This is a genomic window from Fibrobacter sp. UWH6 (genome assembly GCF_900142465.1).
Classification (GTDB): Bacteria; Fibrobacterota; Fibrobacteria; order Fibrobacterales; family Fibrobacteraceae; genus Fibrobacter.
In genome coordinates, this window is the sequence record NZ_FRAX01000029.1 from 1 (window position 1) to 25,498 (window position 25,498).

20 protein-coding genes and 1 tRNA gene are annotated in these 25,498 nt (G+C 50.9%); 16 read left to right on the top strand and 5 right to left on the bottom strand.

What is annotated here, in order from left to right; all coding sequences use genetic code 11:
* The first annotated feature begins 224 nt into the window (after positions 1-224).
* Positions 225-1,391 carry a ribose-phosphate diphosphokinase gene (locus BUB73_RS15760; protein WP_073161199.1) on the top strand — a complete coding sequence of 389 codons (1,167 nt, stop codon included), beginning with the start codon at positions 225-227 and terminating at the stop codon, positions 1,389-1,391.
* A gap of 98 nt (positions 1,392-1,489) precedes the next feature.
* On the opposite strand, the gene BUB73_RS15765 is transcribed toward BUB73_RS15760, so the two are convergent.
* Positions 1,490-3,232: a PP2C family protein-serine/threonine phosphatase gene (locus BUB73_RS15765; protein ID WP_249269403.1), complete on the bottom strand. Its 1,743-nt coding sequence runs from the start codon at positions 3,230-3,232 to the stop codon at positions 1,490-1,492.
* Between the two features lie 211 nt (positions 3,233-3,443).
* On the opposite strand from BUB73_RS15765, the gene nhaA reads away from it, so the two are divergent.
* Both nhaA and BUB73_RS15775 read left to right on the top strand, forming a co-directional pair.
* Positions 3,444-4,808: a Na+/H+ antiporter NhaA gene (gene nhaA, locus BUB73_RS15770; RefSeq protein WP_073287308.1), complete on the top strand. Its 1,365-nt coding sequence runs from the start codon at positions 3,444-3,446 to the stop codon at positions 4,806-4,808.
* Positions 4,809-4,861: 53 nt separating this feature from the next.
* A complete protein-coding gene (locus tag BUB73_RS15775) occupies positions 4,862-5,197 on the top strand; it encodes a GIY-YIG nuclease family protein (RefSeq protein ID WP_249269402.1) in 336 nt (111 codons plus the stop codon).
* A 17-nt stretch (positions 5,198-5,214) separates the two neighbouring features.
* On the opposite strand, the gene BUB73_RS15780 is transcribed toward BUB73_RS15775, so the two are convergent.
* The 3 genes from BUB73_RS15780 to BUB73_RS15790 are packed head-to-tail and all read right to left on the bottom strand — an operon-like array spanning position 5,215 to position 10,589.
* A complete protein-coding gene (locus tag BUB73_RS15780; protein ID WP_073287310.1) occupies positions 5,215-5,997 on the bottom strand; it encodes a sulfite exporter TauE/SafE family protein in 783 nt (260 codons plus the stop codon).
* Positions 5,998-7,248 (bottom strand): hypothetical protein, encoded by a 1,251-nt coding sequence (locus BUB73_RS15785; protein ID WP_073161194.1) that lies wholly within the window; start codon positions 7,246-7,248, stop codon positions 5,998-6,000. It abuts the gene before it with no gap.
* A gap of 53 nt (positions 7,249-7,301) precedes the next feature.
* Positions 7,302-10,589 carry a transglycosylase domain-containing protein gene (locus BUB73_RS15790; protein WP_073287313.1) on the bottom strand — a complete coding sequence of 1,096 codons (3,288 nt, stop codon included), beginning with the start codon at positions 10,587-10,589 and terminating at the stop codon, positions 7,302-7,304.
* A 75-nt stretch (positions 10,590-10,664) separates the two neighbouring features.
* Here BUB73_RS15790 and BUB73_RS15795 point away from each other — a divergent pair.
* The 10 genes from BUB73_RS15795 to BUB73_RS15840 all read left to right on the top strand — a co-directional run bounded on the left by BUB73_RS15795 (position 10,665) and on the right by BUB73_RS15840 (position 19,159).
* Positions 10,665-10,753: transfer RNA gene (locus BUB73_RS15795), tRNA-Ser, on the top strand.
* A 154-nt stretch (positions 10,754-10,907) separates the two neighbouring features.
* Complete coding sequence (locus tag BUB73_RS15800; protein WP_073161192.1) at positions 10,908-11,255, top strand: hypothetical protein; 348 nt, start codon at positions 10,908-10,910, stop codon at positions 11,253-11,255.
* A gap of 172 nt (positions 11,256-11,427) precedes the next feature.
* Positions 11,428-12,177, top strand: coding sequence for an LPS export ABC transporter periplasmic protein LptC (gene lptC / locus BUB73_RS15805; protein WP_254795039.1), 750 nt, complete (start codon positions 11,428-11,430; stop codon positions 12,175-12,177).
* A gap of 3 nt (positions 12,178-12,180) precedes the next feature.
* Positions 12,181-13,677 carry an LptA/OstA family protein gene (locus tag BUB73_RS15810; protein ID WP_073161191.1) on the top strand — a complete coding sequence of 499 codons (1,497 nt, stop codon included), beginning with the start codon at positions 12,181-12,183 and terminating at the stop codon, positions 13,675-13,677.
* Positions 13,674-14,411 (top strand): LPS export ABC transporter ATP-binding protein, encoded by a 738-nt coding sequence (gene lptB / locus BUB73_RS15815; protein WP_083538271.1) that lies wholly within the window; start codon positions 13,674-13,676, stop codon positions 14,409-14,411. Before BUB73_RS15810 ends, lptB begins: the two co-directional genes overlap by 4 nt.
* A gap of 79 nt (positions 14,412-14,490) precedes the next feature.
* Positions 14,491-16,149 carry an RNA polymerase factor sigma-54 gene (rpoN, locus tag BUB73_RS15820; RefSeq protein ID WP_254794960.1) on the top strand — a complete coding sequence of 553 codons (1,659 nt, stop codon included), beginning with the start codon at positions 14,491-14,493 and terminating at the stop codon, positions 16,147-16,149.
* Between the two features lie 158 nt (positions 16,150-16,307).
* Entirely contained in the window at positions 16,308-16,625 is a 318-nt protein-coding gene (hpf, locus tag BUB73_RS15825) for a ribosome hibernation-promoting factor, HPF/YfiA family (RefSeq protein ID WP_073161189.1), read from the top strand.
* Between the two features lie 34 nt (positions 16,626-16,659).
* A complete protein-coding gene (gene hprK, locus BUB73_RS15830) occupies positions 16,660-17,691 on the top strand; it encodes an HPr(Ser) kinase/phosphatase (RefSeq protein ID WP_073287316.1) in 1,032 nt (343 codons plus the stop codon).
* On the top strand, positions 17,684-18,601 hold the full coding sequence (locus BUB73_RS15835) for an MlaD family protein (protein WP_073161187.1): 918 nt from the start codon (positions 17,684-17,686) through the stop codon (positions 18,599-18,601). Before hprK ends, BUB73_RS15835 begins: the two co-directional genes overlap by 8 nt.
* An 87-nt stretch (positions 18,602-18,688) precedes the next feature.
* Positions 18,689-19,159: a TraR/DksA family transcriptional regulator gene (locus BUB73_RS15840; RefSeq protein ID WP_073161186.1), complete on the top strand. Its 471-nt coding sequence runs from the start codon at positions 18,689-18,691 to the stop codon at positions 19,157-19,159.
* 111 nt (positions 19,160-19,270) lie between these two features.
* Here the strand turns inward: BUB73_RS15840 and BUB73_RS15845 are convergent, their stop codons facing one another.
* Positions 19,271-20,356, bottom strand: a complete 1,086-nt coding sequence (locus BUB73_RS15845) for a serine hydrolase domain-containing protein (protein ID WP_073287319.1) — start codon at positions 20,354-20,356, stop codon at positions 19,271-19,273.
* Positions 20,357-20,404: 48 nt separating this feature from the next.
* Here BUB73_RS15845 and BUB73_RS15855 point away from each other — a divergent pair, with 48 nt between their 5' ends.
* From BUB73_RS15855 to BUB73_RS15865, 3 genes are read left to right on the top strand one after another with little or no spacing between them, the layout of a single operon-like run.
* Positions 20,405-21,856, top strand: coding sequence for a response regulator (locus BUB73_RS15855; protein WP_139258453.1), 1,452 nt, complete (start codon positions 20,405-20,407; stop codon positions 21,854-21,856).
* Positions 21,843-24,074 carry a response regulator gene (locus BUB73_RS15860; RefSeq protein WP_073237473.1) on the top strand — a complete coding sequence of 744 codons (2,232 nt, stop codon included), beginning with the start codon at positions 21,843-21,845 and terminating at the stop codon, positions 24,072-24,074. Before BUB73_RS15855 ends, BUB73_RS15860 begins: the two co-directional genes overlap by 14 nt.
* Positions 24,071-25,429 carry a sensor histidine kinase gene (locus tag BUB73_RS15865; RefSeq protein ID WP_073287322.1) on the top strand — a complete coding sequence of 453 codons (1,359 nt, stop codon included), beginning with the start codon at positions 24,071-24,073 and terminating at the stop codon, positions 25,427-25,429. The genes BUB73_RS15860 and BUB73_RS15865 overlap by 4 nt, the downstream gene beginning before the upstream one ends.
* Positions 25,430-25,498 lie beyond the last annotated feature (69 nt).

Sequence of the window (25,498 nt, forward strand, 5' to 3'; positions counted from 1 at the left end):
GGCCATGAGCTGTCGCAGGAGGCTTACCGGGAAAGGCGGACCCTGCCGGCGGCCTTTCCGCCTGTCCCCAGGTTTGCGGGGCCTGCCCGACGAATCATCCCCTCAAAAGCTGTCTATCAATTTGTGTAATAGATATGTATTGCGTTGCCTTACTTGCAAGGATGTCCTAATCTATCTATATTTGGGCCACTAACCCCCAAAAAACCTTAAATTAAGGCAATCTTATGTCAGATCGTTTTATCGTGACCGGCAACTTCACCGATGATCCGTTTGCCATTGATATGGCTCAGTACATCGGTCTCCGCGAAGACATTTCCGACGTGGTCTCCCTGAAGACTTTCGCCAACTCTGAATTCTGCCCCCGCTATATGCTGGATGCCGATGATATCGAACATATCGGCCGCCGTCTGGAAGGCAAGATTGTCTTGATCTGCTCTGTTTCTAACCATGAACGTAGTCGTAACGACTACGCTATGCGTAACTGCATCCTGGCCCGCGCTGCCAAGGATAACGGCGCCGAACAGGTTGTTCTCGTAGAACCGGATTTGTTCTACTCCGCACAGGACCGCGGTCCCCACCGTATTGGCGAACTGGAAAAGGATCGCCCGGATATCGACCTCAAGAAGTTTGATGGTCAGGCTTTCACTAGCTTGCTCTATGCCGATCTTCTGAAGAAGGCTGGTGTGGACGCTGTTGTTACCTGCCACAACCACAGCATCAAGGTTCAGAACCTGTTCAACGATATTTTCGAAGGTCATTTCCACAACCTGATTCCTACCGATGTCTATGCACACTACATCAAGAACAGCAACTTCGTGCAGACTGGTAAGGATGGTAACAACCTGGTGATCGTTTCTCCGGATAAGGGCGCACGTCCTTTCATGAACGCTGTGTTCGATGCTCTCCAGCTCCCCGAATGCAAGCGCGTGGTGATGGACAAGGTACGTACTGGCGAACGTGAAATCTCCATGACTTTCAACCCGGAACTTTCTGACATCAGCATCGATGAAATTGAAGGTAAGGACGTGATCGTGTTCGATGACATGGTCCGTACCGGTACTACTATCGTGCAGTGCTGCGAACACATCAAGAAGGGTCATCCCAACCGCGTGTGCTTCGGCGTCACCCACTTCCACACCAGTGCAGAAGCTCGTGAAAAGCTGAACAGCCCCGCTATCGATGAAATTCTGACCACCTCCACTCTCCCCGACATCATGAATCGTGACTGCCAGGGTCGTCTCCGCAAGAAGCTCACCGTGCTGAAGCTGGGCAAGTGGATGGCTCGCCATATCATGCAGACTTACGGCATGGACGATGGACGCTTCGAACGCGACTTCTACAAGATCGACATGAGCTCCAAGAATCCCCGTTGGCCGCCTCAGCAGTTCTAGTCTGAATCGATACGGTTTAATGTAAGCGATTTAAAGAAGGCCTCGGACTTGGTCCGAGGCTTTTTCTATGGGTTAGATTTTTCTGTTTGCGATTATACCTAGGTTCCTTCATTAATTCGGAATGCCACCATGGTAATGTCGTCAAACTGGGGAGCCTTGCCGGCATGGGTCCTGACGGCCTCGCGAACGTCCTTACAGAGTTGTTCCAGGGGCTTGTCCTTGGAGGCATTCAGTGCGGCCAGCATTCGATCGTTGCCGAATTCCTCGTTGTTTTCGTTCATGGCTTCGGGAATGCCGTCGGTGTAGGTGAACATGATGTCGCCGGGTTCCATTTGCAATTCGAAGTTCTGGTACTTGATGCCAGGCATGCCGCCGACTACAAAGAAGCTCTTGATTTGGGCCAGGTAGAATTCTTTGCCCTTCTTCAGGAGTGCCGGCTTTTCGTGGCCCGCATTGCAGAAGGTGAGGACGTTTGTCTTTAGGTCCAGAACGCCGCAGAGGATGGAGACGAACATGTCGACGGTATTGTTTTCGCAGATTTCCTGGTTGGTTCGTACCAGGGCCTCGGCTGGAGAGTAGCCGTTCATCAGGTTGTGGCGCAGGATAATCTTGCTGACCATCATGAATAATGCTGCGGGGATGCCCTTGCCGGATACGTCGGCGATACAGAGGGCGATGTGGTCTTCGTCGATAAAGAAGAAGTCATAGAAGTCACCGCCAACTTCTAGGGCGGGGTCCATCATGGCGTAGTTTTCAAATCGTTTGGAGTGGAGGGGCTTGGGGAGGGCCGCCAGCTGGATGGCTGTCGCAATTTCAAGGGCCGTATGTTCTTTCTGCTTTTCCGCCGTCATTGCCATAATGTGGTTCAGGTAGTCATCGATCTTGCGGGACATGTCTACGTAGGAGCGGGAAAGGGCGCCGATTTCGGTGGTGTACTTCAGGTACTTTTCGCACTTGTTGGAGATTTCCTCCAGCTTCTTTTCCATGGTTGAATCGTGGCTGAATATCATGGCGATTTCACTCATCTTTTCGATGGGCTTGATAACGGTGCTTTCGATAAACCGCAGATGGATAAGGCTTCCCCAAATGAGGATGTTCAAGGTAATGACGACACTGTAGTAGACCTTGTTCCATAGGTCCAGATTGCTGAGGTTGTACCTATAGTGGAACACGTTATAGGCGGCGATACCGGAGCAGATAGAAATGAGGATGCTCAGCAGGAGTATGAACAGCAGGAATTTTTCGTTAAGGGAGAACGAGAGGATGGTATTCCTGGGGGAAGCGCGGTGGTACTTATACTGGAACACGACGGAGGATAGGCTTAGGTAGGGGATGCCCATTACGATCATCGCCAGCAAGTTGTTGAAGAAGATATTTTCGCCCAGGATAAAATTCGACGGGAGGCCGACACACTTTAATAGCAGACAGATAAGGAACGCCACAAGGAGGGCGTCTGCCGTGGATATGATGAGGTATTCTACGACTTTGTGGACTCGGTTCAGTCGGAACTTGTTGATGTTATTGCGGCGGAGGTAATGCCAAACTTTGGCGGGAATGTACCCGTAGATAATCTGGATGAGGAATCCCGGTATGAAGACGGCGGCGGAGTATCCTGACTGGATGTCGGAGAAGAGGTTTGCGAAGGCGCAGCCCAGGGCTCCGGGGAGACCGAAGGTCATGGAAAACAGCATGGGGAGGGCTGCAACCAGGCGGACTTCCGTCGTATCCGAAATCTTGAGGAATATTCGGCAGGGGAAACCTAACAAATAGAAGGTAAGTCCACAGAGTAGGGCGATAACGACTTTGGTCAGAAGGGGGTGTTTCTTCATTCTTTCTTTCATTTGACAATATCCGCAAGAATTTTTCAAGTTTAATATAATTTACTTACGAAATGGTGATTTATATTATAAAACTTTTAGTGCGTTATGGCACATTTTGAGATGGTGGTCTTTAGGGTGAATTCGGTGGCGAATTGCGTAGACTAAAAAAAAATTTTGATTATCTTTAATGTGCAAGGGCTGAAAAAACAAAAACAATCAACCATAGGTGTGTATGTCCGCAAAAGTGACTAGCAGCGATCGCATCGAAGAACTTTTCCCGGAAACTCCGGTCCGCAAGATCCTTACCCCCATTGAACGTCTCATGAAGGTGGAGACTACTGGCGGTATCGTTCTTATCATTATGACCATTGCAGCTTTGCTGTGGGCTAATCTCAGCCCTGAGTCCTATCATCATGTATGGCACATGCCTTTTGCCGTGACTATCGGTAGCTGGCTTGGTACTGCTGATTTGCATTGGCTGATCAATGATGCCTTGATGACCATCTTCTTCTTTAACGTGGGTCTCGAGGTGAAGGGCGAGATGACTTACGGCGAACTTCGCGATCCGAAGGCTGCAAGTCTTCCGATTCTCGCGGCTGCCGGCGGTATGCTTTTCCCGGCTTTGATTTACTTGGCTGTAAACGGTCTGACAGGTACGGACGCGACTCGTGGTTGGGGTATTCCCACGGCAACGGATATCGCTTTCGTGGTTGGCTGTATGGCTATCCTTGGCAAGAAGGTGCCCCATGCTCTCCGCGTGATGATTTTGACTTTGGCTATCGCCGACGATATCGGTGCCATTCTCGTGATTGCCATTGGCTACCCCAGCGGTGACGGTATCAGCTTTGCCGCTCTGGGTACTGGCGTTGCCTTGCTGGTCTTGATCAATGTGCTGTTCCGTCTGGGTGTTCGCAACTTGCTGCTCCATGGCGTAATCGGCATAGCTGTGTGGGCCTTCTTCGTAAAGAGCGGCGTGCATCCCACTATTTCGGGTGTGCTGCTTGGTCTTTCCGTTCCGGCCAGGGCTGTGATTGCCGGCGGCAAGATGGGCCTGTTTGCAAATAATGTGGGTCACGTTCTTTCTGGCGAAGCTACCGACAGCGAAGAGAAATATCGCGTGTTCAGCCTGCTGAAGCAGGGCGCCAAGGAAAGTATTTCTATGCAGGAACGCCTCTACAAGACTTTGGCTCCCTGGGTCAACTTCTTCATTATGCCGCTGTTCGCCTTGGCCAATGCCGGTGTCGAAATCAAGCTTGGCGGTGTGGAAGTTCCCGTGATGGGCGCTGTTGCCCTGGCTCTGGTATTCGGTAAGCCTATCGGCATTTTCCTGTTCAGCTTCCTCTCTGTGAAGATCGGTATTTCAAAGCGTCCGAGCTACAGCTGGAAGGCTCTGTGGGGCGGTGGCATGTTGGCCGGTATCGGCTTTACCATGGCTCTGTTCGTGGCAAGTCTCGCCTTCGATGTTGGCGATCGTCAGGATTCCGCAAAGCTGGGCATTCTGCTGGGAAGCTTCAGTGCCGCCATCCTGGGTACCATCTATATGAGCTTGGTTTCTAAGCCGAGCAAGGATGAACCTGAAGGACACGGTCACCACTAAGATATAATCGGGCGGGTAACCGCCCTTTTTTAATAATGCCGCATTTTGTATACATGCTTCGTTGTAAGGGGAATCGCATCTACACGGGTTATGCCGTGGATGTGGAGGCCCGTTTTCAGCAGCATCTGACTGGCAAGGGGGCTCGCTTTACCAAGGCTTTTCCGCCGGAGTGTATTCTGCGAACTTTTGAGCTGGAATCCAAGGAGCATGCCTTGCGGTTAGAGGCTCGAATCAAGAAGCTGAAACGATCCGACAAGGAAGTTCTTGCTGCCGGAGACAAGACTCTGGAAGCGGTTCTGATGGGAAGTCTCGACCAGCTTTTAAAACCCCGGAGGGGTTCCAGGTTTGCGGTAAAACGCCCGCTTATCCCCCAAAAAAAAGAATCTTGATTCCTGCGAAATCTGATTTACTGAAGGACCAGGTCCACCACCAGGTAGGCTGCCATGACCAGGCTGCAGACGCTGATAAAATTCTGGATGAACTTGTTGCCTTTCTTGCGCTGGAGGGCGCTGCCGAAATAACCGCCACACCAGGCGCCGGCTGACATGACGATGGCGATGGGCCAGTTCACTTTTCCGGTGAATGCGAGAACCGCGGTGCTGACCACCAGGAATACGGTTGTGAGGCAGTTCTTGAGGGCGTTTACGTGGATGGGGTCTAGACCGGTGTAGCGGGTGAGGCTAAAGATCTGCACGAATCCAACGCCAATCTGCACGATACATCCGTAGACTGAAACCAGGGCGAACCCGATGGCTCCGCCCAGGGTCAATTTTTCGGGCGGGTTTGCAGGGGGCTTTCCGAACAGGTCTTTGCGGGTGTGGCTCATGATGACTACCAGGCAGATGGCTCCGGCGATAATGGCCTGGAATACCTTGTCGCCGATGTTTGCGAGAAATCCTACGCCAAGGAGGGCTCCCACCAGGGAGGGCCAGAATAGCTGCTTGAAGAGTTTCTTGTTCAGGTAGCCGTGTTTTGCCAGGTTGTGGACGCTGCTCAGGTTTCCGATGATGAGGCCGATGCGGTTGGTGCCGTTGGCCACGGTCGGGGGCATTCCCAGAAAGATCATGATGGGAAGGCTGAGGGAACTTCCGCCGCCGGCGATGCTATTGATGAGGCTGACGACAGCGCCCAGGATAAAGAAAGCGGGATACTGGCCGTACTGCCACCAATCTGCGGATGCTGCGGTCATTTACTTGCTCAGTTCCTTCTGCAGGAAGTTCCTGTTGTCGATCACCTTTTGCTTCTGGGAGTTGTCGGGATATTCCGCCAGACATTTATCCAGGGAGGCGATGGCTTCGTTCAGGAGGGCGGCCTTCTTTGCGGCGTCCTTCTGTTTTTGGGCCTTGCCGAAGAGCTGGCTTGTGGTCTTGCGCTGGGCGTTGCAGTAGGCGTCGGCCAGCTTGTTGTATTCCTCGATGGCTTCCTTGCGGAGGGGGCTGGACTTGAGCTTGTTCAGAAGTTCCTTGGCTTCGGCGAACTTGCTTTTTTCCACTAGGTCCTTTGCCTTGGCAAGTGCTTCGGCGGGATCGTTCTTCTGCCAGTAGGCGGCGGCTTCGGCGTCGTTGTTGGCGGACATGTTGCGGATGTCGTCGATCATGGCCTGGATCTTAAGTGGGTCTTCGAAGTCGCGATAACGCATCTGGAATTCCAAGGCTTTCTGTTCTGCTTCGGTGAACTTTGCCTGGTCGTTTGCCAACTTGAGGATTTCGGATTTTTCCTTGCGGGCCTTGTCCAGGGTGTTGTTGTAGGCGATCTGTTTTTGCTGGTTGGCGAAGTTGGTCAGGGAATCGCCGGGAACCAGCGCGATGAGGTTATCGGCGGCTTCGGCCACCAGACTGTAGTTGGAACGGGCGCGGTTCATGTTCTGAATTTCAAGGACCAGCGGCTCGAACTGCTTTGCGCGTTCCGCATTGGTCTTTCCGAATTCGGCCAGCATGGAGTCGGCCTGATTTTCCCATTGATTCCACAGGGGCTTGATGACGCGGAAACGCTGGAGATATTTTACAGCGTCGTCGACCTTACCCTGTTTGTACAAACTATCGGCATATTCGAAAACTTCGTTTGCCATGGCGGGGAACGCCGTGTAGGGGTCGATGACCGTAAGGGCCATGGGTTCATTTTCCGAGACCTTTTCCTGGGCGGAGGCCATAGAGGATGAGGACTGCTGGGCGGGTTCCGCAGACTGGGAAACAAGTTCGTTCTTAGGGACTGCTGAACTGGAGGAGGGTGCTGCGGTTTGCTGAGGTTTAGATTCAGAAATCGCAGAGGAGGACTGCTCCTGAACTTGCTCGGGTGCTGCCTGCTGTGCTCCTTGAGAGGATTGCTGTTCTGTGTTTTCAGGCTCGGTGCAGGGGGCGGGGGCTCCTGTACATGCAGAAAGGGAAAGTCCCATTGCTGCGATTCCTGCGGTACTTAAAAAAATACGAGAACTGAAATTCATACAAAGATCCTTTGTTTTAAAATCGTCCTGAACTTTTTCAAAGGGCTAAAAACTTATTCGGCCTCGATAGGAACAAATGCGTTGTTGCCATTGAATCCTTCGGGCAGATCCCAGTCATCATCCTTGGGCATGGCGGCTGCGGCCGGTGCCGGTGTAACAGACGGTGCGTGAGGTGCGGGTTCCGCTGCTGCAGTTGCTTCTGTTGCGGGAGCCTGTGCGCTTGTGGAATCCGATGCTGCGACCTCTGCTGGGGCGGTGGAGGCTTCGGGCTGTTCTGCAGCGGGCATGGGTAAGCTAACCATGATGCCGGATTCTGCTGCAGATTCCGCGGCCATTTCCTGCACTTGCGGAGGAGTGTAGCCCGGAATGTCGATCCAGGGGAGAGGGCGTCCTGCTTCGGCGCTGGCCCCGGCAAGAGTCATACCGGTCATGGGATCTACTACAAGTTCGCCTCGTTCATTGCCTAGCTGTAGCGGGACTTCGCCTGCGGCCAGAACAGAAATATCCAGGAAGTCCACCTTCTTGGGAGTGCCCATGATTTCAATTTCTTCCTTGGCGAAGGCTGCCCACTGGGGGAGACCGCCAGAGGCACCTGCAATGCGGGTACGTCCAGACTTAAGAGGTTTGTTGTTGTCGAAGCCCACGTAGCTACCGATGGCCACGACAGAGTCCAAGGTGGCTCCGTTCTTTTCGCCGCTGTAGGTGGGTATCGCGCCCATGAAGGCCACGTTTCTGTAGTCGTTTGTAGTACCGGTCTTGCCCAATGCAGGGTAGCGCAGGCTGACGGTGCTATCGGGGGAAGTAACCGTAATGGCGTTATACTGGCTGCGTGCTGTACCGTTGCTGAATACGGAGTGGAGCATTACGGCCATCTGGGTTGTAATGTTGTCGTCGAGGATGGTCTTGGATTCCATCTTGTTCTTGAAGATGGTGGTGCCGTCACGATTCTTGATTTCCTTGATAAAGCTGGGGTCGGTCCAGTCGCCATCCAGGCTCTTGTAGATCTTGCCGGTAAGCAGGGTCTGGTATGCGGTAGAAATTTCTGACAGGGTAATTTCGTTTACGCCCAGGGGCATGCTGAACACTTTCTGCAACTTCTGGTGGATGCCGATTTCCTTGGCGAAGCGTGCGTAGTCGGCCATGGCCAGGGAACGTCTGTAGTCGGGCCAGAAACGGATGTGGTCTGCATCCAGGTAATCGGCTTCGCCATCGACGGGTTCGATCATGGTGGTCAGACGCTTCATGTCGGCCAGAGTAAAGTCGGGGAACAGCTCCACGGATTCCAGAGGCGGAAGCTGGGCTGCCATATCCGGATCCAGTTCCAGGGCCTCGCGGGCACGGAGCTTTTCATAATAGCTCTTGTAGTTGTGCTGGATGAACTTGACGGTCTGGGCATCCTTCTTGGACTGCTTCATGGCGATGTCGTTGTGGGTGCCGTAGCGCAGGTTGATGACGGCCCTGGCCTTGGCGTCCTTGCCTTCACCCTTGTAACGTTCGATGAGGGCGAACTTGGCCTTGGTAAATTCGATTTCCTTCTTTACTTCTTCCTTCAAGGTTAGACCGAACTTGTCGCGGAGTCTTTCAAAGTAGGCCTTGCGATCTTCGTTGTCGAATCGGGCGTAGTCGTTTTCCTTGGCGACGGCGTCAAATTCTTCGGGGCTGAGTTTGTCCAGCAGGTGTTCCAGCAGCCAGATGCTGGCGATATTTTCGGAACGGGTGGTGGCCCAGGCGATGCTTACGATGTCGCCCTTGTTCTTGTGGTCGGGGCGAGGGAAGTAGAACTGGTTCGTGAACTGGAATACGTTGAAGTCGTTTTCAAGCGGGTCCAGGTAATTGTAGTTGTACTTGAGAGCCAATGCGTAGAGCAGGGGTTTCCAGCTGGAGCCCAGCTGACGCAATGCCTTGAAACTTCTGTCGAATCCGGTGTTGTGGAAACCACCCTGGGTTGCGACTACCTGGCCGTTCTTAATGGCGAAGAGGCCGCCCTGCAATACAGGTTCCGTCTCGATCTTGCAGGGAACGTAACCGTTGATTTTTTCTACGTCCAGAATGCTGACCAGGAGGATGGCCCCCTTCTTCAACTGGGGTGCCAGAGCCTTGTTCACGTCGCCGGGCTTGCGGGCGTCACCGCTGATCTGTACGGCGAAATCCTTGATGGCCTTTTCGGTGACGATACCTTTAAGCTGGCCGAAACTTAAGGTGAGGGATTTCAGCTTGCCGGTGGAATCCACGAATACGCTGTCGACGGCGCCGTAGAGGTAGTCGCCGCGGCGGGCGCTCTGGGCCTTGTTGGCGAACTGGGACTTGGGAAGTACGAAACCGCCCAACTGCATCTGGAGTCCGCTGATATTTGTCTGCAGGGCGCGCTTGGCGGCATCCTGGGATCTTTCGTCGAGGGTCGAGATGATGGTCAGCTGAGCCTTGCGCCAGTCTTCGATGCCATGCTTTTCGAATTCAGCCTTGAAGAAGTCTCCGTCCAGCTTTTCTTCGATGCGTTCCAGGATGGTGCTGACAGAGAAGCGGAAGTTGCCGTGGTTGAACTGCAGCGGCGTTTCCAGGGCTTCGGCCATTTCTTCTTCGGAGATGTACTTTTCGTCGACCATGCGGCCAAGTACGTAACGCAGACGTTCCTCGCCACGCTTGATTGCCTTTTCGCGGCGTTCGGCGCTACGCTGGATGAACGGGTCGTAGTTGAAGGGCCCCTTTACGGAACCTGCAATGAAGGCGCATTCGGCGAGGCTCAGTTCCTTCAGTTCCTTGTTGAAGAAATACTGGGCGGCGATGGCTACACCCTTACCGGTACCGGAAACGTGGAACTGGTTCAGGTAGAATTCAAGAATGTCCTGCTTGCTGAAATGGCGTTCCATGCGGAGGGCGTTGATCAGTTCCTTGCCCTTTTCCTTGATGCTGCGTTCCTCGCGGCCGAAAATGTTCTTGACGGTCTGCTGGGTCAAGGTGGAACCGCCCTGACGCATGTGGCCTGCCTTGATGTTTGATGCCATGGCGCGGGTGAAACCGTAAATGCTGAAGCCGTTGTGGTTCCAGTAGCCGGCGTCTTCGGCGGCCACCAGGGCGTTTACGATATTGGAGGGGATGTCGCCGTAGGGTACATAGATACGGTGGTTGGCGTCAAAGAAGGCTCCTAGCAAGGTGTTGCCGTCATTGTAATAGACGCGGGTCTCGCCAGAAAGGACCTGCAATATGGATTCCCTGTTGAACTGGTTGTCGGGATCCTTATCGGGTAACACCTTAAAGACCAGGATGTAGACGGGAATGCAGCAAATGAGGCCCACCAGGGCAAATGCTGCCACAATTTTCAACAACTTTTTTAGAAAACGCATATAAAAAAGTTAGAAATTTTGGGAAATCCCCTTGAAAAAGCGTTAGAAATAAAGTATAATTTGTGCCCCCAAGATGGGAAGATGGCCGAGCTGGCCGAAGGCGCGTCCCTGCTAAGGACGTATAGGACTTAATCCTATCGCGAGTTCGAATCTCGCTCTTCCCGCTGCAAAGACCCCGAGTCGCAAGACTCGGGGTTTTTGTTTTATTGTATGCGGTATTTTATCACATTTTCCCATAAAATGGGCGTTTTCTATTGACTTTTACATTTTCTTAAGAGATATTATATCCGTTGTAAATATTTTTTTAAGGAGTCCTCTATGAAAGCATCTAGTTTTTTTGCCGGTCTTGCCCTTGGCGCTGCTGCCGCCCTTGCTGTTTCCAAGAAGCTGAAGTCGTCTTGCAGTTGTGAAGGAAACGCAGAAAATCCCGCCCTGAAGGATGCTGAAAACGCCGTGGAAACCCTCCGCTGCTCCGTGGATTCCCTCCGCAAGGAACTGAACAGCCGCATCGAATCCGAACAGACCTATGCCGCCCAGTGCGAAGACCTGAAGGATCAGGTGGCCAAGATGGACGTGGAAATCGGCAACCTGAAGAACATCTGCGAGAAGCAGGACGGTGTAAACAGGAAACTGGAAGAGGAATTGGAAGAAGCCAAGTCCAAGTAAGTCAGACTGGTTTTTGTTCCGTACAAATACTGTAAAAAAAAACAGGAGCCTGCGTCCCTCGGTCGCGGGCCCTTTTTTGCTGTTTTATGGCCATGTTGGCGCGATTCAGTCATTCCTTTATTTTTAAATTTTGATTGTGGCACGAATTTTGCGACATAAACTTTTTTTGAGATTGGCTCTCGTTCCGGTGTGGGTCGTTTTGTTCCTGTGCGGTTGCGAGGAAATCGAAGAAGAAAAGCCCTGGATCCAGGTGGAACGTCCGGAAATGCTTTTTACCGACACCACCCTTCTGGATAGTTACGACAAGGGTGTGCAGGCCTGGAAACTGAAGACGGCCTATCTGGAACGTTGGGGCGACAAGGACCTTGTCTTTGTGAAGCCGGTCCTGGTGGACATTTACGATTCCCTGGGAGAACGTACCGCGTTCCTGCGTGCCGATTCCGGCCGCCTGGATATGAAGTTTACCTATGTGTATGCCTATGGCCACGTTTATGCCCTGACGCCCAAGGGGGCTTCGGTCCGCTCCGATTCCCTCCTGTGGAACAAGAAGGACAACCTGGTAAAGACTGACAGTTATGTTCGTGTGGTTAGCGAAGACGGCGACGTGCTTCAGGGCAAGGGTTTTGAAAGTGACGCCCATATGGACAACTGGCGGATTCTTTCTGACGTGACCGGCATTTTCCAGGATGCGGCTAAACGCCTGAAGGAAGAGGACAAGAACCAGGCTTCCGAAATCGAGACCCGCGATAGTTTGCAGAGGGCTAGACCGACTGCTGGTTCTGTCCGCGTGGTTTCATCTTCTGGAACACGGGTGCCGCAATCTTCTGCGTCGCAGGCTCCGGCTGACAGCGCCAAGAAAAAACCTGGACCTAAGAAATCCTGGAAGCGCACCCTTACGAAGAAAGACGAGGCGAAGGACTAGAAGATGTCTCGATACATTGGTTCTTTCAAGTTTGGTCTGTTCCTGGCGTTTGCGATTCTGATCTTGTTTTCGGGCGAGGCGGTGGCGCAGTCTTCGCCTATTATCATGAAGCATGCAGACAGTCTTGCGGTGGCCCGCAAGCGCGGAACTCTCTTGCTGCATGGCCGTGTGCAGTTCCTTCACGATAGTGTGCAGTTCAAGACCCAGCGCGCCATCTGGAATAAGGATGGTGAAGTGGTCCAATGTGATGGCGGCTTCCTGTTTACCCACCCCTCGGGTTATATCGATGCCCGCAACGGTGTGTACCAGAAGAAACGTGGCCTCGCCACCGCTACCGGCGATGTCCATGCTGGTGATTCCGCCCATACCTACTACTTTACCGGCGAGTACCTGGAGTATGATAAGGAAAAGGAAATCCTGACCATGCCTACAAAGCCGGTGCTCCGCCAGTTCGAGAAGAACAAGTCCGGCGGCGAGGATACCGTAAAGATTGTGGCCAGGCGAATTGTGTACAACAAGAAAGATGGCTATGCGGAAGCCCGCGGCGATGTGACCATTACCCAGAAGGACGTGGCCATTTCTGCTGACAATATGAATTACAGCAAGAAGGACGATTACGCCGAGGCTTTCAATCATGTAAAGCTGACCCAGAACGACATGGTGGTGACTTGCGATACGGGATATTTTGACCGCAAGAATAACTGGCTTTCGATGAAAGGCAACCCGACTTGCGACCTGAAGAATTATCACCTGACGGGCGACTCCATTTTCCTGGTGCTGGATTCTACCGGCAACTCCCTGAAGTCTGCGCTGGTGATTCGTAATGCCCACGGCATCCAGCAGGAAGAACCGAAGAGGAATGCTCCGGGTAGCGTGACGGAAGCCTTTGGCGATACCCTCTTTGCAGAATTCAGCGGAAACAAGATCGAACGCCTCTATGTGAACTTGAACGCCCGCGGTTTCTTTTACGAGACGGACCTGCAGGATTACAGAAACTTGATGGACGGCGACCGCCTTGACATGTATTTTAACAAGGGCAAGATGGACAAGGCCGTGGTCTCCGGCAAGGCCCAGAGTACCTATTTCTACATCAAGAAGGATCGTTCCGTGTCTGGCAAGAATGAGGCATCGGGCGATACCATCCATATCTTGTTTGACGCCCAGAAGAATGCAGTAAAGTCCCTGAAGCTTCTAGGTAATTCCACTATGGCCAGCGGCCGTTATGTTGACCTGGAAAAGGAACGCCGTAACAAGGAACTTGCCCTGAAGGATTCCCTGGCGAAGGTGGATTCATTAAAAAAAGAAAATAAGGCGGATTCGTTGACAGAAGCCGGTGCTTCTATCGATAGTAAGGAGCGGGAAGTGCAACCCGCGAAAAAGCCGTCGGCTTTCAAGAAGGCTTTGTTGGACAGGAATCGGTCCAGAAAAAAATCAGAAAAAACTCCATCGGATTCATCCGCGGTGAATGTAAATTCTAAGCATGTAGAGGAAAAAAAGTGAAGAACCTTGTCAGTACCATACGCACAGAACACCTGCGAAAGGTTTATGGTGGCCGTCAGGTCGTAAGCGACGTTTCTATCCGTGTGTCGCAGGGTGAGATTGTCGGCCTTCTTGGCCCCAATGGTGCCGGCAAGACCACGTCTTTCTACATGATCGTGGGAATGGTCCGCCCTGAGTCTGGACATATCTTTCTTGATGATATCGAGATGACCGACAAGCCCATGTACAAGCGCGCACGACTTGGCATCGGTTATCTTCCTCAGGAAGCTTCCATCTTCCGCAAGCTTAGCGTAGAAGATAACATTATGGCCATTCTTGAAACTCAGGACATGAAGCGCCGTGAACGCAAGGTTCGTCTGGAGCAGCTCCTGGAAGAATTCAAGATTACCCACATTCGCAAGACCAAGTCTATGAGCTGTTCCGGTGGCGAACGTCGCCGTCTTGAAATCGCGCGTGCTTTGGCCAGCGACCCCAGCTTCCTTCTGCTGGATGAACCTTTTGCCGGTATCGACCCCATTGCCGTGGCCGATATCCAGGGCATCATCTCCGGGTTGAAGGACCGCGGTATGGGAGTCCTCATTACAGACCATAACGTGCGTGAAACCCTTTCCATTACGGACCGGGCCTACATTATGTACAAGAGCCAGGTTCTTACGGAAGGCTCCTCTGAATATTTGGCGAACGACCCCGAGGCAAGACGTATTTACCTCGGCGATAGCTTTAGATTGGATTAATTGGGTTTGCATATAGGAAATGCAAATTTTATAAATAAAAATTATTGAAAGTTTTAAGGACGGTTTTATGGATTTAGGAATGAACTTAGGCACGAGTCAGCGACTGGAGCAGACCCTTTCGCCCCAGTTGTTGCAGTCCATCAATATCCTTCAGAAAACGTCCCTGGAACTGGAAACCGCCATCAAGGATGAGCTGGAAAGCAATCCCCTTCTGGAACTGGATGATTCCATGCCTGACGAGGAACGTGAAGTTCGCGATGATGAACTCTCGGAATCCGGGGCGGAACGTTCTGGCGAATCCTCTGCTGACAATGACGCCTATGGCGATGCCGACGATCGTGAAAGCGGCTCTCTGGATGATAGCGCCCTGGTGGATCGCGGACTTTTGGATGGTTCCGATGGCGATGTGAATTACGAACAGCTTTTTTCTGACGGAACCGGTTCCGATGACGCACCCTTCAAGGACTTGAATGCGGGTAATGCTGAAGCCGATGACGAATGGGACCGCCCCATCAAGGATAACGGCAAGAGCCTTCAGGAACAACTTCGCGACCAGCTGATGCTTTGGTCTGGAACTCGCGACCAGTTGGAAGAACTGGCAAAAAATAACTGTTCTGAAAAGCGATTCCGTTCACTGGTTGAATACCTGATCGATTCCGTGAACGAAGATGGTTTCTTGCAGGTGGGCGAACAGGAAAACGCCCCCATCAATATTTCTGACGATGAATTTATCAATGAAATTGAAACCATGATTCGTGGCGAGAAGAAGCTGGAAGAATGTTCCCTTCCGGTGCAAGAGGCCTTGCATGTGCTGCAGGGTTTCAATCCCCGTGGAATCGGTGCCCGCGACCAGCGCGAGTGTTTCTTGATTCAGGCTTACGGCATTCCCAACTTTTCTCCCCTGGCCATCAAGATTCTTGAAAACTGCTATGAAGACCTTCTGGAACTTCGCTACGCCAAGATTGGAAAGGCCCTTGGCGAACCGACGGAATCTGTGCAGAAGGCTATTGCCAGCTTTGCAAGGCTGAATCCCCATCCGGGATTCTCTCTGTCTAACGCACGCATCCAGACGGTATCCGCCGATCTTAAAATTATTGAAAAACGCGGAAAGTTCTCTGCGGAAGCGGTCCGTTCCCCCATGCAGAAACGCCTTCGCATCAATCAGACCTACAAGGCCATTATCGACGACAAGAATGCCTCCAAGTCTGACCGTGACTATGTGAAGACCCACCTGAACAAGGCCATGGAATTCATGAAGGCGGTAGATAACCGCTACTCTACCATGGAACTGGTCATGCAGGCTATCCTTAAACGTCAGAAGGAGTTCTTCTCTAAGGGCCCTGCCTTTTTGAAGCCCATGGTGCTGCAGGATATTGCAGACGACGTAAAGCGCGATGTGAGTACCGTGAATCGAGTGACTAACGGAAAGTTTGTGGATACCCCTTACGGTGTTTATGAACTGAAGCGTTTCTTTACTTCGGGTATCAAGCAGAAGCCCTCTGCAGGGAGTGCCGAATCCAGTTCCGGAGCAGAAGAGGAAATTCTCGGTTCTGCCCAGGTTCTTGACGCCATGAAGAAGATGATCGATGAGGAAGACAAGCGAAAGCCTCTTTCTGACCAGGCTATCTCCGACAAACTTGCGGAAATGGGAATGAAGGTGGCTCGCCGTACCGTTGCGAAGTACCGTGAAAATTCCCTGAAGATTCTTACGGCAAGTCAGCGCAAGATCTTAAAGTAAATTCAATGGGCCTGCACCCCCATTATTCCAAGTTGGAACATTTCTTTTATACAAAAATGACGGCTCCTATTGGTTTTCTGAAGTAAAAAGATGTATATACCTAAACGTGAGGCGCTTCGCCTCGCAGATATTCACTTTTTTCTACGGAGGTTTTTACTATGGATATTCAGTTTTCTGCTCGCCACTTTAACGCATCTGCAGGTCTCCAGGATCGTATTCAGGAAGAAATGGACAAGTTAGCTCGCTTCTACCCGAATATCACAAGCGCCTCCGTCGTCCTTGATCACGAAGTTGAAAATCGCCGTCATTGCGAAATCACCGTGAACATTGTTGGCTCCCAGGTTGTAGCCTCTGCCGACGAAGAAAATATGGGCAAGGCCGTGGATGTAACCCTCGAACGTGTCAAGGTCCAGCTGAAGAAGGCGAACGACAAGCAGAATGACCATCGTGCTCAGCCTATGTCTGACGTCGTCTAATTACAGCCGCGCTAAAATTGTATAATTTTAGTCTATGGCTGAATCAAGACTGAAAGATATCAAGATCCTGCATCGGGAACGCTTCCTGGTGCGGGACTTTTTTTGTCGGTACGGCAAGGACCTGCAGATGGCCTGCCACACTGCCGAAAGTTTTATGGACGCTCCCATTGCGGAAAGTGGTATTCACAGACCCGGCCTCGCCATGGCAGGCTACACGGCGGTTTATAGTTCCCAGCAGATTCAGGTCGTTGGACATACTGAATGGAACTATCTGGAATCAATCGGTTCTGAAGGTCGTGCCAAGGTTTTTGAAGGCCTGAAGGATTTCAAGGCTCCCATGTGGGTGGTGACGCATGCCCAGATGCCTCATCCGGAACTGAAGGCCATGTGTGAACGCCTGGGAATACCTCTGTTCTCTACGACGCTCCATTCCTACGAATTCATCAAGCTGTCTCAGCGTATTCTTGAAGAATTTTTTGCACCTCACGCCGTGATTCACGGAAGCCTTGTGGACGTGTACGGTATCGGTATGCTGTTCGTGGGGGACAGTAACGTAGGTAAGTCTGAATGCGTGCTGGACCTGGTAGAAAGCGGTCACCGCATGGTTGCCGATGACGTAGTCCATATCAGTCATGTGGGCCGTTCCATTATCGGCCGACCGGATCCCCTGATCAAGCATCATATGGAAATCCGCGGTGTTGGCATTCTGGATATCAAGTCTATGTTCGGTATTCACGCTATCCGTAAGACCAAGAAGATCGAAACCATCGTGGAATTGCAGCAGTGGCGCCAGGAAGGCGGTTATGACCGTACTGGCCTCAACGAGCAGCAGGAAACCATCATGGGTGTGAACATCCCGAAGATCGTCATTCCGGTGGCGCCTGGCAAGAACCTGACGGTGATTTCCGAAGTCATTGCCATGAACACCTTGATGAAGATGAACGGGCACAATGTGGCGGAAGACTTTAACGAAGCCCTCATGCAAAAGATCAAGGCCAAGGCCAAGGGCGAATACGTTGAGGATTTGCTAGATTTTGACCCGGAGAACTGGTCATACTATGAATAGATTCGTGAGGCTTGTCAGGGAAAACATCATTCCCTCCATCGTGTTCGTGATACTGGTGCTGGCATGTGCTGGCGCCTGGTATTACTATCACCCGTCTAGCCCCTACCATGCCCGTTACTCTTTCGTGGTGCGTTACGATGCTATCGGTACGCTGTCGCCGGGGAACCCGGTGAAGGTTCGCGGTATTGGTGCCGGCGAGATTACCAAGGTGGAGTTGACCGAGGATGCTGTGTTTGTGACGGCGCGGGTCTATGCAACCACCAAGATTCCTGTCAATTCCGAGTTCAGGTTGATTAACTCTGGCTTGATGGGCGAACGTGAAATGTGCGTTCTAACCGGGGATGATTCCCGCCTGATCCATGATGGTGATACCTTGAAGGGGCACTATGATGAGGGTACGTCGGGTGTGGGCCTCAAACTGGTGGGAATGCTGGATGACGTCGCTGAAATCAAGGACGCCCTGCGCATGTTCGTGGATTCCGTTTTTCAGGGTGACATCGGCAAGAGGACCGAAAGGGTTATCAAGAAGGGCAAGAACGTAATCAGTGTGGCCGAGAAGGACGTCAAGGCCTGGAAGTCCGATGCGGAAGCCATCTTCGACAAGCTGGATGAAGACTTGAACAAGGTGAAGGAGGCGCTTGACGGCGTTGTGGTGCAGGGTGGCTCCAAGGTAGGCCAGGTGGAGGAACTGCTGGGCCGAGTAGACGCCTTGCTTCTTAAGTTGAAGGACATGAAGGACCAGAGCGCTAACCTTTTGATAAAATTGTCCAAGGATGACAACACGGCTGGTCTGATTTTAGATCAGGATGGCGCATTCGGCAAGAGCATAGAAAAGCTGACAGTTGACATAGATGCCCTGCTTTCCGATATAAAAAAGAACGGTGTCAAGCTTAATGTGGACATTTTCTAATTTTTTTTAGTAGAAACAAACTATTTTGTAAAAAAAAAGTTATTTATCACTCTATTGATAGAGTAATTCACAACCAAGGAGTTTACCATGGCTGAAAAGAAACCTGTAAAAATGAGCGACGCTGATCTCAAGTTCTTTGAAGATATGCTGATTGAAAAACGCCGCGAAATCGTGACCGCACAGAGCGAGTCCGAAAAGGCGGAGACTTTCAAGAGCCAGGTCCAGGCTGGTGACGGTGGCGAATCCAATAGTGCAGACCTTGCTACCGACTACAACGCTCTCGAAACAAACTTCGAATTGGCTGCCCGCGAAGGCAAGTACCTGGTGTACCTGGAAGAAGCCCTGAAGCGTATTAAGAAGGGTACGTTCGGCATCTGTAAGGTTTGTGGCCAGCTGATTCCCAAGGCCCGTCTGATGGCTGTTCCTACTGCTACCAAGTGCGTAAACTGTAAGGAAGAGACCAAGAAGAAGGAAAAGGAAGATAGCCGTCTTGAAATGGCTCGCCTGTTGGCTGAAGAACAGCGCCGCGAGATGATGAAGCGCAATGCCAGCAAGTAATTGCCTTTAGTGCGGTCTTTCTCTAGAGATTGAAAAAAAGCCCCGTAGGTCCGGTAGGACTTGCGGGGCTTTTGCTGTACCTATGGAGGTTGTCTGCGGCTTGTGGGGCGGCTAGCCGATGTCTTCGAAGAAGGCGTCGGCCAGGGCGGCACGGAAAGCGTGGATGCGGTCTGCGTTGGCTTCGCGATGGGGATAGGTGAAGTTGCTGAGGAGGACCACGGCAGCACCCTTGTGGGGGTCGGCGACGATGCTTGCTCCTGTAAAGCCCGTCTTTCCGAAGGTGCGTGGAGAGCATTTCGTTCCCATGAACTTGGGAGAGTTCAGTTCCCAGCCTAGGGCGGTACAGGCGTTGACAGGACCTGCGCTTGTGTGGTGGCCTTCTGCGTCGAAGGCGTTGGTGCTGACCAGTTCCAGCAGGCCTGCCGGGGCGATCCGCTCGCCGCTGACGGGGTTGGTGCCGTCGTTAAGAACCATCTGGACGAACTTCAGCAGGTCCGGTACGCAGCTGAACATGCCGGCGCTCCCTACAGGGAAGAGCTGTCGCAATACCCAGGCGCTTTCATCGTGGATTTCTCCCTGGATTTCGCGGTTCCTGAATGCGCAGATTTCTGTAGGGGCGATTTCTTCCTTGGGAATTCTGTTGAAGTCCCTTGTAAGCGGATCCCAGCCACTGCGGTTCATTTTTAACGGATCAAAAAAGGTTAGACGTCCCTGTTGCTGTAAATCCATACCTGTAAGGCGGCTCAGGATAATGCCCAGAAGGACGCTTGCCGGATTGCCGTAGTTGAAGTCTGCGCCCGGTGGAGCCTGGAACTGGTAATTGTAGAGGGCTTCCAGGATTTTTTCGGCCGGAAGTTCCCGCAAGGTTTTCATGGGGACCCTGTAATCCAGGCTGTGGGTCAAGAGGTGGAATATCCGGATTTCTTCACGATAGTTTGTTCTTAATTCCGGAATATAGTCGATGACCTTGGTCTCGGGGGATAGCCGCCCTTCGAGAATGTGGCAAAGCGCTAGCGTTGAAGTGGGGCATACCTTGGTCAGGCTTGCAATGTCGAAAACGGTGTCTTCCGGAGTGCCCAAGTGAAGGATTTTTCTTGTCCCGTCTGGGAGGATGAACCCGGCGACGGCCTTGTTGAATATGCTCTGGGCCTTTGCTTCGTCTAAAAGGTTGCTCAACTTGTTTTCATTAAAATTCATAGCCCAAAAATATAATTCATAAATCTTATATTTTGCTTGTATGGATGTTTGAGGTTAAGGAAGACTGTAGAAGGAGCCGATATGGAAGGGCGAGGGAAAAAAATCCTGGTTGTAGACGACGATCATCTATCCATGAAAATGACTGAACAGATCCTGAAAGGATTTTCCTTTGAGGTCTTGACAGCCAATTCAGGGGAATCTTGCCTCGATGTATTGCGTCGGTCTCAGGTGGACCTTGTTCTCCTTGATGTTGAAATGCCGGGGATGAATGGCCTGGATACGTTGAGGCTTATTAGGGCCGAAGAAAAGATTAGAAGTACAAAGGTCGTTTTTCTTACGGGTACCATCGATGGTGAACGAAAGAGGATTGTACAGTCGTTGGGTGCCCTGGATTTTATACAGAAGCCCATTTTGCCTGTTAGCCTGGTAGAACAGATTTCCAAGGTTTTCCGCGAAACTTCTAGGCAGTGCATTCTTGTGGTTGATGATGACAACATGAACCTTCGTTTTGCTCAGCGTATGCTGGGGAGCTATTACGATGTGTCTTGCGTGTCTTCGGGTAAGGCTGCCCTTGAGTATCTGAAGACTTCTACTCCTGCCCTGGCCCTGCTGGATTTGCATATGCCGGAAATGAACGGTTTCCAGTTGCTGGAGCAGATCCGTTTGCTGCCGGACGGTGACAAACTTCCGGTTGTCTTTTTGACTGCGGACAACGATCGTGAAACCGAAATTCAGGTGTTCAAGGCTGGCGCCCTGGACTACATCCAGAAACCTTTCGTGGCGGACGTGCTGTTGCACCGACTGAACCGAATTCTCGATTTGAAGCGCTTGCAGGATTCCCTTCAGGAAGAAGTGGAAAAGCGTACTGCGGAATTGAGCGATAGTCGTCGCAAGGTGGCCAACTTGTCATTGCAGGTGGTTACGACTCTTGCCAGTACCATTGACGCCAAGGATAAGTATACCAATGGTCATTCAAGACGCGTGGCCAAGTATTCCCGTGAACTTGGGAGACGTATGGGCAAAACTCCTTCTGAACTAGAAGAGATTTACTTTATTGCCATGCTTCATGATATCGGCAAGATCGGCATCCCCGATGCCATTATCAACAAGACCAGTCGGTTGACTGATTCTGAGTATGGAGTCATCAAGGCCCATCCTTCCATTGGTGCGGAAATCCTGAAGAATATTTCTGAAATGCCCAATATGGAAATTGGCGCCCACTGGCATCATGAACGTTATGATGGCACGGGGTATCCCGACGGATTGAAGGGTGATGCTATTCCTGAAATTGCAAGAATCATTGCTGTCGCAGATGCCTATGATGCCATGACTTCCCGTCGTAGCTATCGTAGTGCGCTTCCTCAGGCGGTGGTCCGTGCTGAAATCGAGAGGGGACGCGGCCTACAATTCGATCCGCAGATTGCAGACTTGATGCTGGAAATGATTTGGGAAGACGCTGATTACGAAATGCGCGATGAGGGTTTTTATGGAGAATTCTAAGTCTCGGTTGCAACAGTTCAGGCAGATTTTTTTCGATGAAAAAATCGAGATTCAGACTCGTCTTCTGAATCTGATCCTCTGGGCTGTTCTGGTGGGTGGCTTTGTCATTTCGATGTTCGTGCTTTTTTTCGAAAGGGATAAGTACGGGCTTATTATTCTTGCTCTTCTTGCGGTTGTTTGCGTTGGACTTGTGCTGTCGGTAAAGAAGCATCCTCAGCTTGCGGGTGTTGTGGTGACTGGTGGCGCAAACGTTATTTTCTTTCCGTTGATTTATCAGAATTTGGGTGGTCTTGAGAGCGGTACGATTCTGTGGTTCGTGCTGGGACTTATTTTTGCCTTCCTTACGTTGCGTGGTGCGCTCAGCTATATCGTGTATGTGGTGGGGCTGGTGTCGCTCAGTGCCTGTATCTTTTACTTTGACGTACATCCTGGTCTGCTTGCAGAAATGCCTGCCGATTTTAGAATCAGGAATATGGTCATCTCGCTGGCCATTGTGTCTGCAATTTTCGGAACCATCTTTAAGTACCAGGATTACGCCTACAGAAAGCAGAACCGTTTGCTACTAGACCAGGAAAAGAAACTTCGCGAAACCATGGAAGACTTGAAGGTGGCGAGCCGCGCCAAGTCTGAATTCCTGGCGAACATGAGTCACGAAATTCGCACTCCTATCAACGGTATTCTGGGCATGAACACCATGCTGTTGAAGGAATGTAATGATGATAATTTAAAGGAGTATGCGCTGAACATTCAGAGTGCAAGCCATACTCTGCTTTCGATTATCAACTCTATCCTTGATATTTCAAAGATTGAATCCGGAAAAATGGAAATTCTGCTGAACAACTATGAGTTGTTCTCGGTTTTGAATGACTGCTATAACATGGTTGTGACGAAGGCCGAAGACAAGAACTTGAACTTCCGTCTGGATGTGGATGAAAATCTCCCGGTCGGACTTTTGGGTGATGAAGTTAGAATTCGTCAGATTATAAACAACCTGCTTTCTAACGCAGTGAAATACACCGAACAGGGATTTGTAAAGCTTACGGTTGGTTTTGAACCGTTGGATTGTGATACCTTGGAAGTTGGTTCCAAGATCCTGTTGAAAATCGCGGTAAGCGATTCGGGTAAGGGAATCAAGTGTGAAGACCAGAGCAAACTCTTCCAGATGTTCCAGCGCATTGACGAAATGAAGAATCGCAATGTGGAAGGTACCGGGCTCGGTTTGAATCTTTCTCGCAAGCTTGTTGATATGATGGATGGCGAAATTCACGTCATCAGTGAGTATGGCTCGGGCTCCACGTTCTTTGTCAGCATTCCTCAGGTTGTAAAGAATCCTGATAAGATGGGTAACTTCTCCGAGAAGTATCGTTCCCTGGCATCAAAGCAGGAACTGCCCAAGGTTCATCTGGAAGCGGCCGGCAAGCGCATTCTTGTGGTTGATGATGTCAAGATGAACCTGAAGGTCGTGGAGGGCTTGCTTAAGGATACTGGCATGCAGGTGGATGCCGTCTTGAGTGGTCGTCAGGCCCTGGAGATGGTCCAAAAGAATAATTACGACATGATTTTCCTGGATCACATGATGCCGGAAATGGATGGCGTGGAAACCATGCGTCTGATGCGGAGTCTTCCGGGAAATAAGAATGAAAAAGTCCCGGTAGTGATGCTTACCGCCAATGCGATTATCGGTGCCAGGGAATATTACCTTAAGGAAGGGTTTAGCGACTATCTGTCAAAGCCCGTTCGTGAGCAGGAACTGCTATTCCTGATTAGGAAATACCTGAATCATTCTGATGGAAACGAAAAAAGAGTAGATGGTGATTCCTCTGCTGAAAGCTCCAGCGCTTCCGACTTAAAGGAAAAGAAGTCTACTTACGAAAAGATTTGTACTCTTCGCGAACTTGATGCCCAGTCCGGCCTTGAACTGTGTATGAACGACGAAAGTTTCTACATCGAAATGCTGCAGGAATATCTTGCCGGAAACAAGAGCGAAGAACTGGAAAAGTTTTTCGTTGCGGCAGACTGGAAGAATTACAGGATTGTTGTGCACGCCCTGAAGAGCACTTCTCTTACCATCGGTGCAAAGAAATTGTCGGAAGAGGCCAAGGCTCTGGAAATGGCTTGCTCTTCTGGAGATGTTGCCTTCGTGAAATGTAATCACGGCTCGATGATGAAGAACTATCAGGTGGTGATAAAGAAGATCAATGAGGCTCTTGGTTTATGACATCTAGAAACGGTGCAAGAGAAGGGCGTTATGTTGCATACTACATCATTGTGATGATGTTGTTTTTGGGCTGCGTCGCCCTATGTGCAATGTTCGTTTCGAAAAATTTTTTGAGACAGAATGAGCGGGATGCCGTTCTTCTTGCTGATTTCAAGCACCGTCAGAATGCCGAGGCCTTGAATGACTTTCTGTATAGGGCAAGTTTTGCGCTAGAGTCGGCCGCGATGATTGTTGATCATCTGATTGCCTCCGGCGAGCCTGTCGAAAAAATCCAGGAATTTATGGCCCTGGAAATGAAAAGGGCTTCTAAGCAGACGGATTCCCTATCAGGCAATGTGTTTGGAGTTGTGAATGGAGAGTTTGTTCACGATGGAGACTGGCTTCCTGGCGATGAGTATATGCCGTTGCGTAGACCCTGGTATAAGGATGCTGTGCGTACTCATGGTCGTGTTGTCGTTGGAAAACCGTTTACCAGCACTAATTCCGCAAAGCCTGTAATCTCCTTTAGCAAGAGCCTGTTGGACGAAAAAAATGTGGTCGCATTTACTTTGCCCTTGGCGAGCTTGTCCCGTTTCATCGCCTCCAGAAAAGAAAAGGTTGGCGATATCTGGATGGTTATGGATAGGGATGGCCTTGTTATAGCCAGTTCCGGTGAAATTCGCCAGGGCTTTGATTGTCTTTCTTCTGAAGCATGGGGAATGGATGAAGAAAAGCTTGCTCGTGAAATTTTGCTGGCCGGTGAAAAGCCCTTTGAATTTGTGTACCATAAAGACAAATATATGGTTTTCTCCATGGCTGTCCAAAATGGCTGGAACATGGTCTCCCTTGTTAAAAAGAGCCAGGTCTTTGGCCGTTCCCGTGTAATTCTGGTGCAGGTGCTGGTTGTCTTTGGTTCGATCTTTATTGTAATCGTAGTGCTTTGTACAATCACCTTGATCAATCGAATCCGTGTTGTCAGATCGGTACGTAGAAAGTCTGACTTCCTGGATTCCGTAGCCAAGGAACTTAGGACGCCTCTGAACGGAATTCTGGGGATGACTCGAATTCTCCTTCGTGATGCCCGTGATGAAAGTGTTCATGACTATGTTAAAAACGTGCAGGTCGCCTCTATAGGACTTTTGTCTGTCGTTCATGAAGTTCAGGAAATCGCGAAAATAGAAAGTGGCGAATTTGTATTGAATCCTGTGCAGTATGAATTGTATTCGGTGCTGAAGGATTGCTTTGATACGGTTTCGCCAAGGGCTACCGCCAAAAATTTGCACTTCTCCCTGGAATGTGATCCTGATATTCCGTCTAGCCTGTGGGGTGATGAAGACCGAATCCGTCAGACCCGAATTCTATTTGCAAATGCATAATCCGAGCGGAATCTGAAGGATGCAAAAAAGGCCCCCAGATGGGAGCCAGCTAGGATAACTAAATTGCAA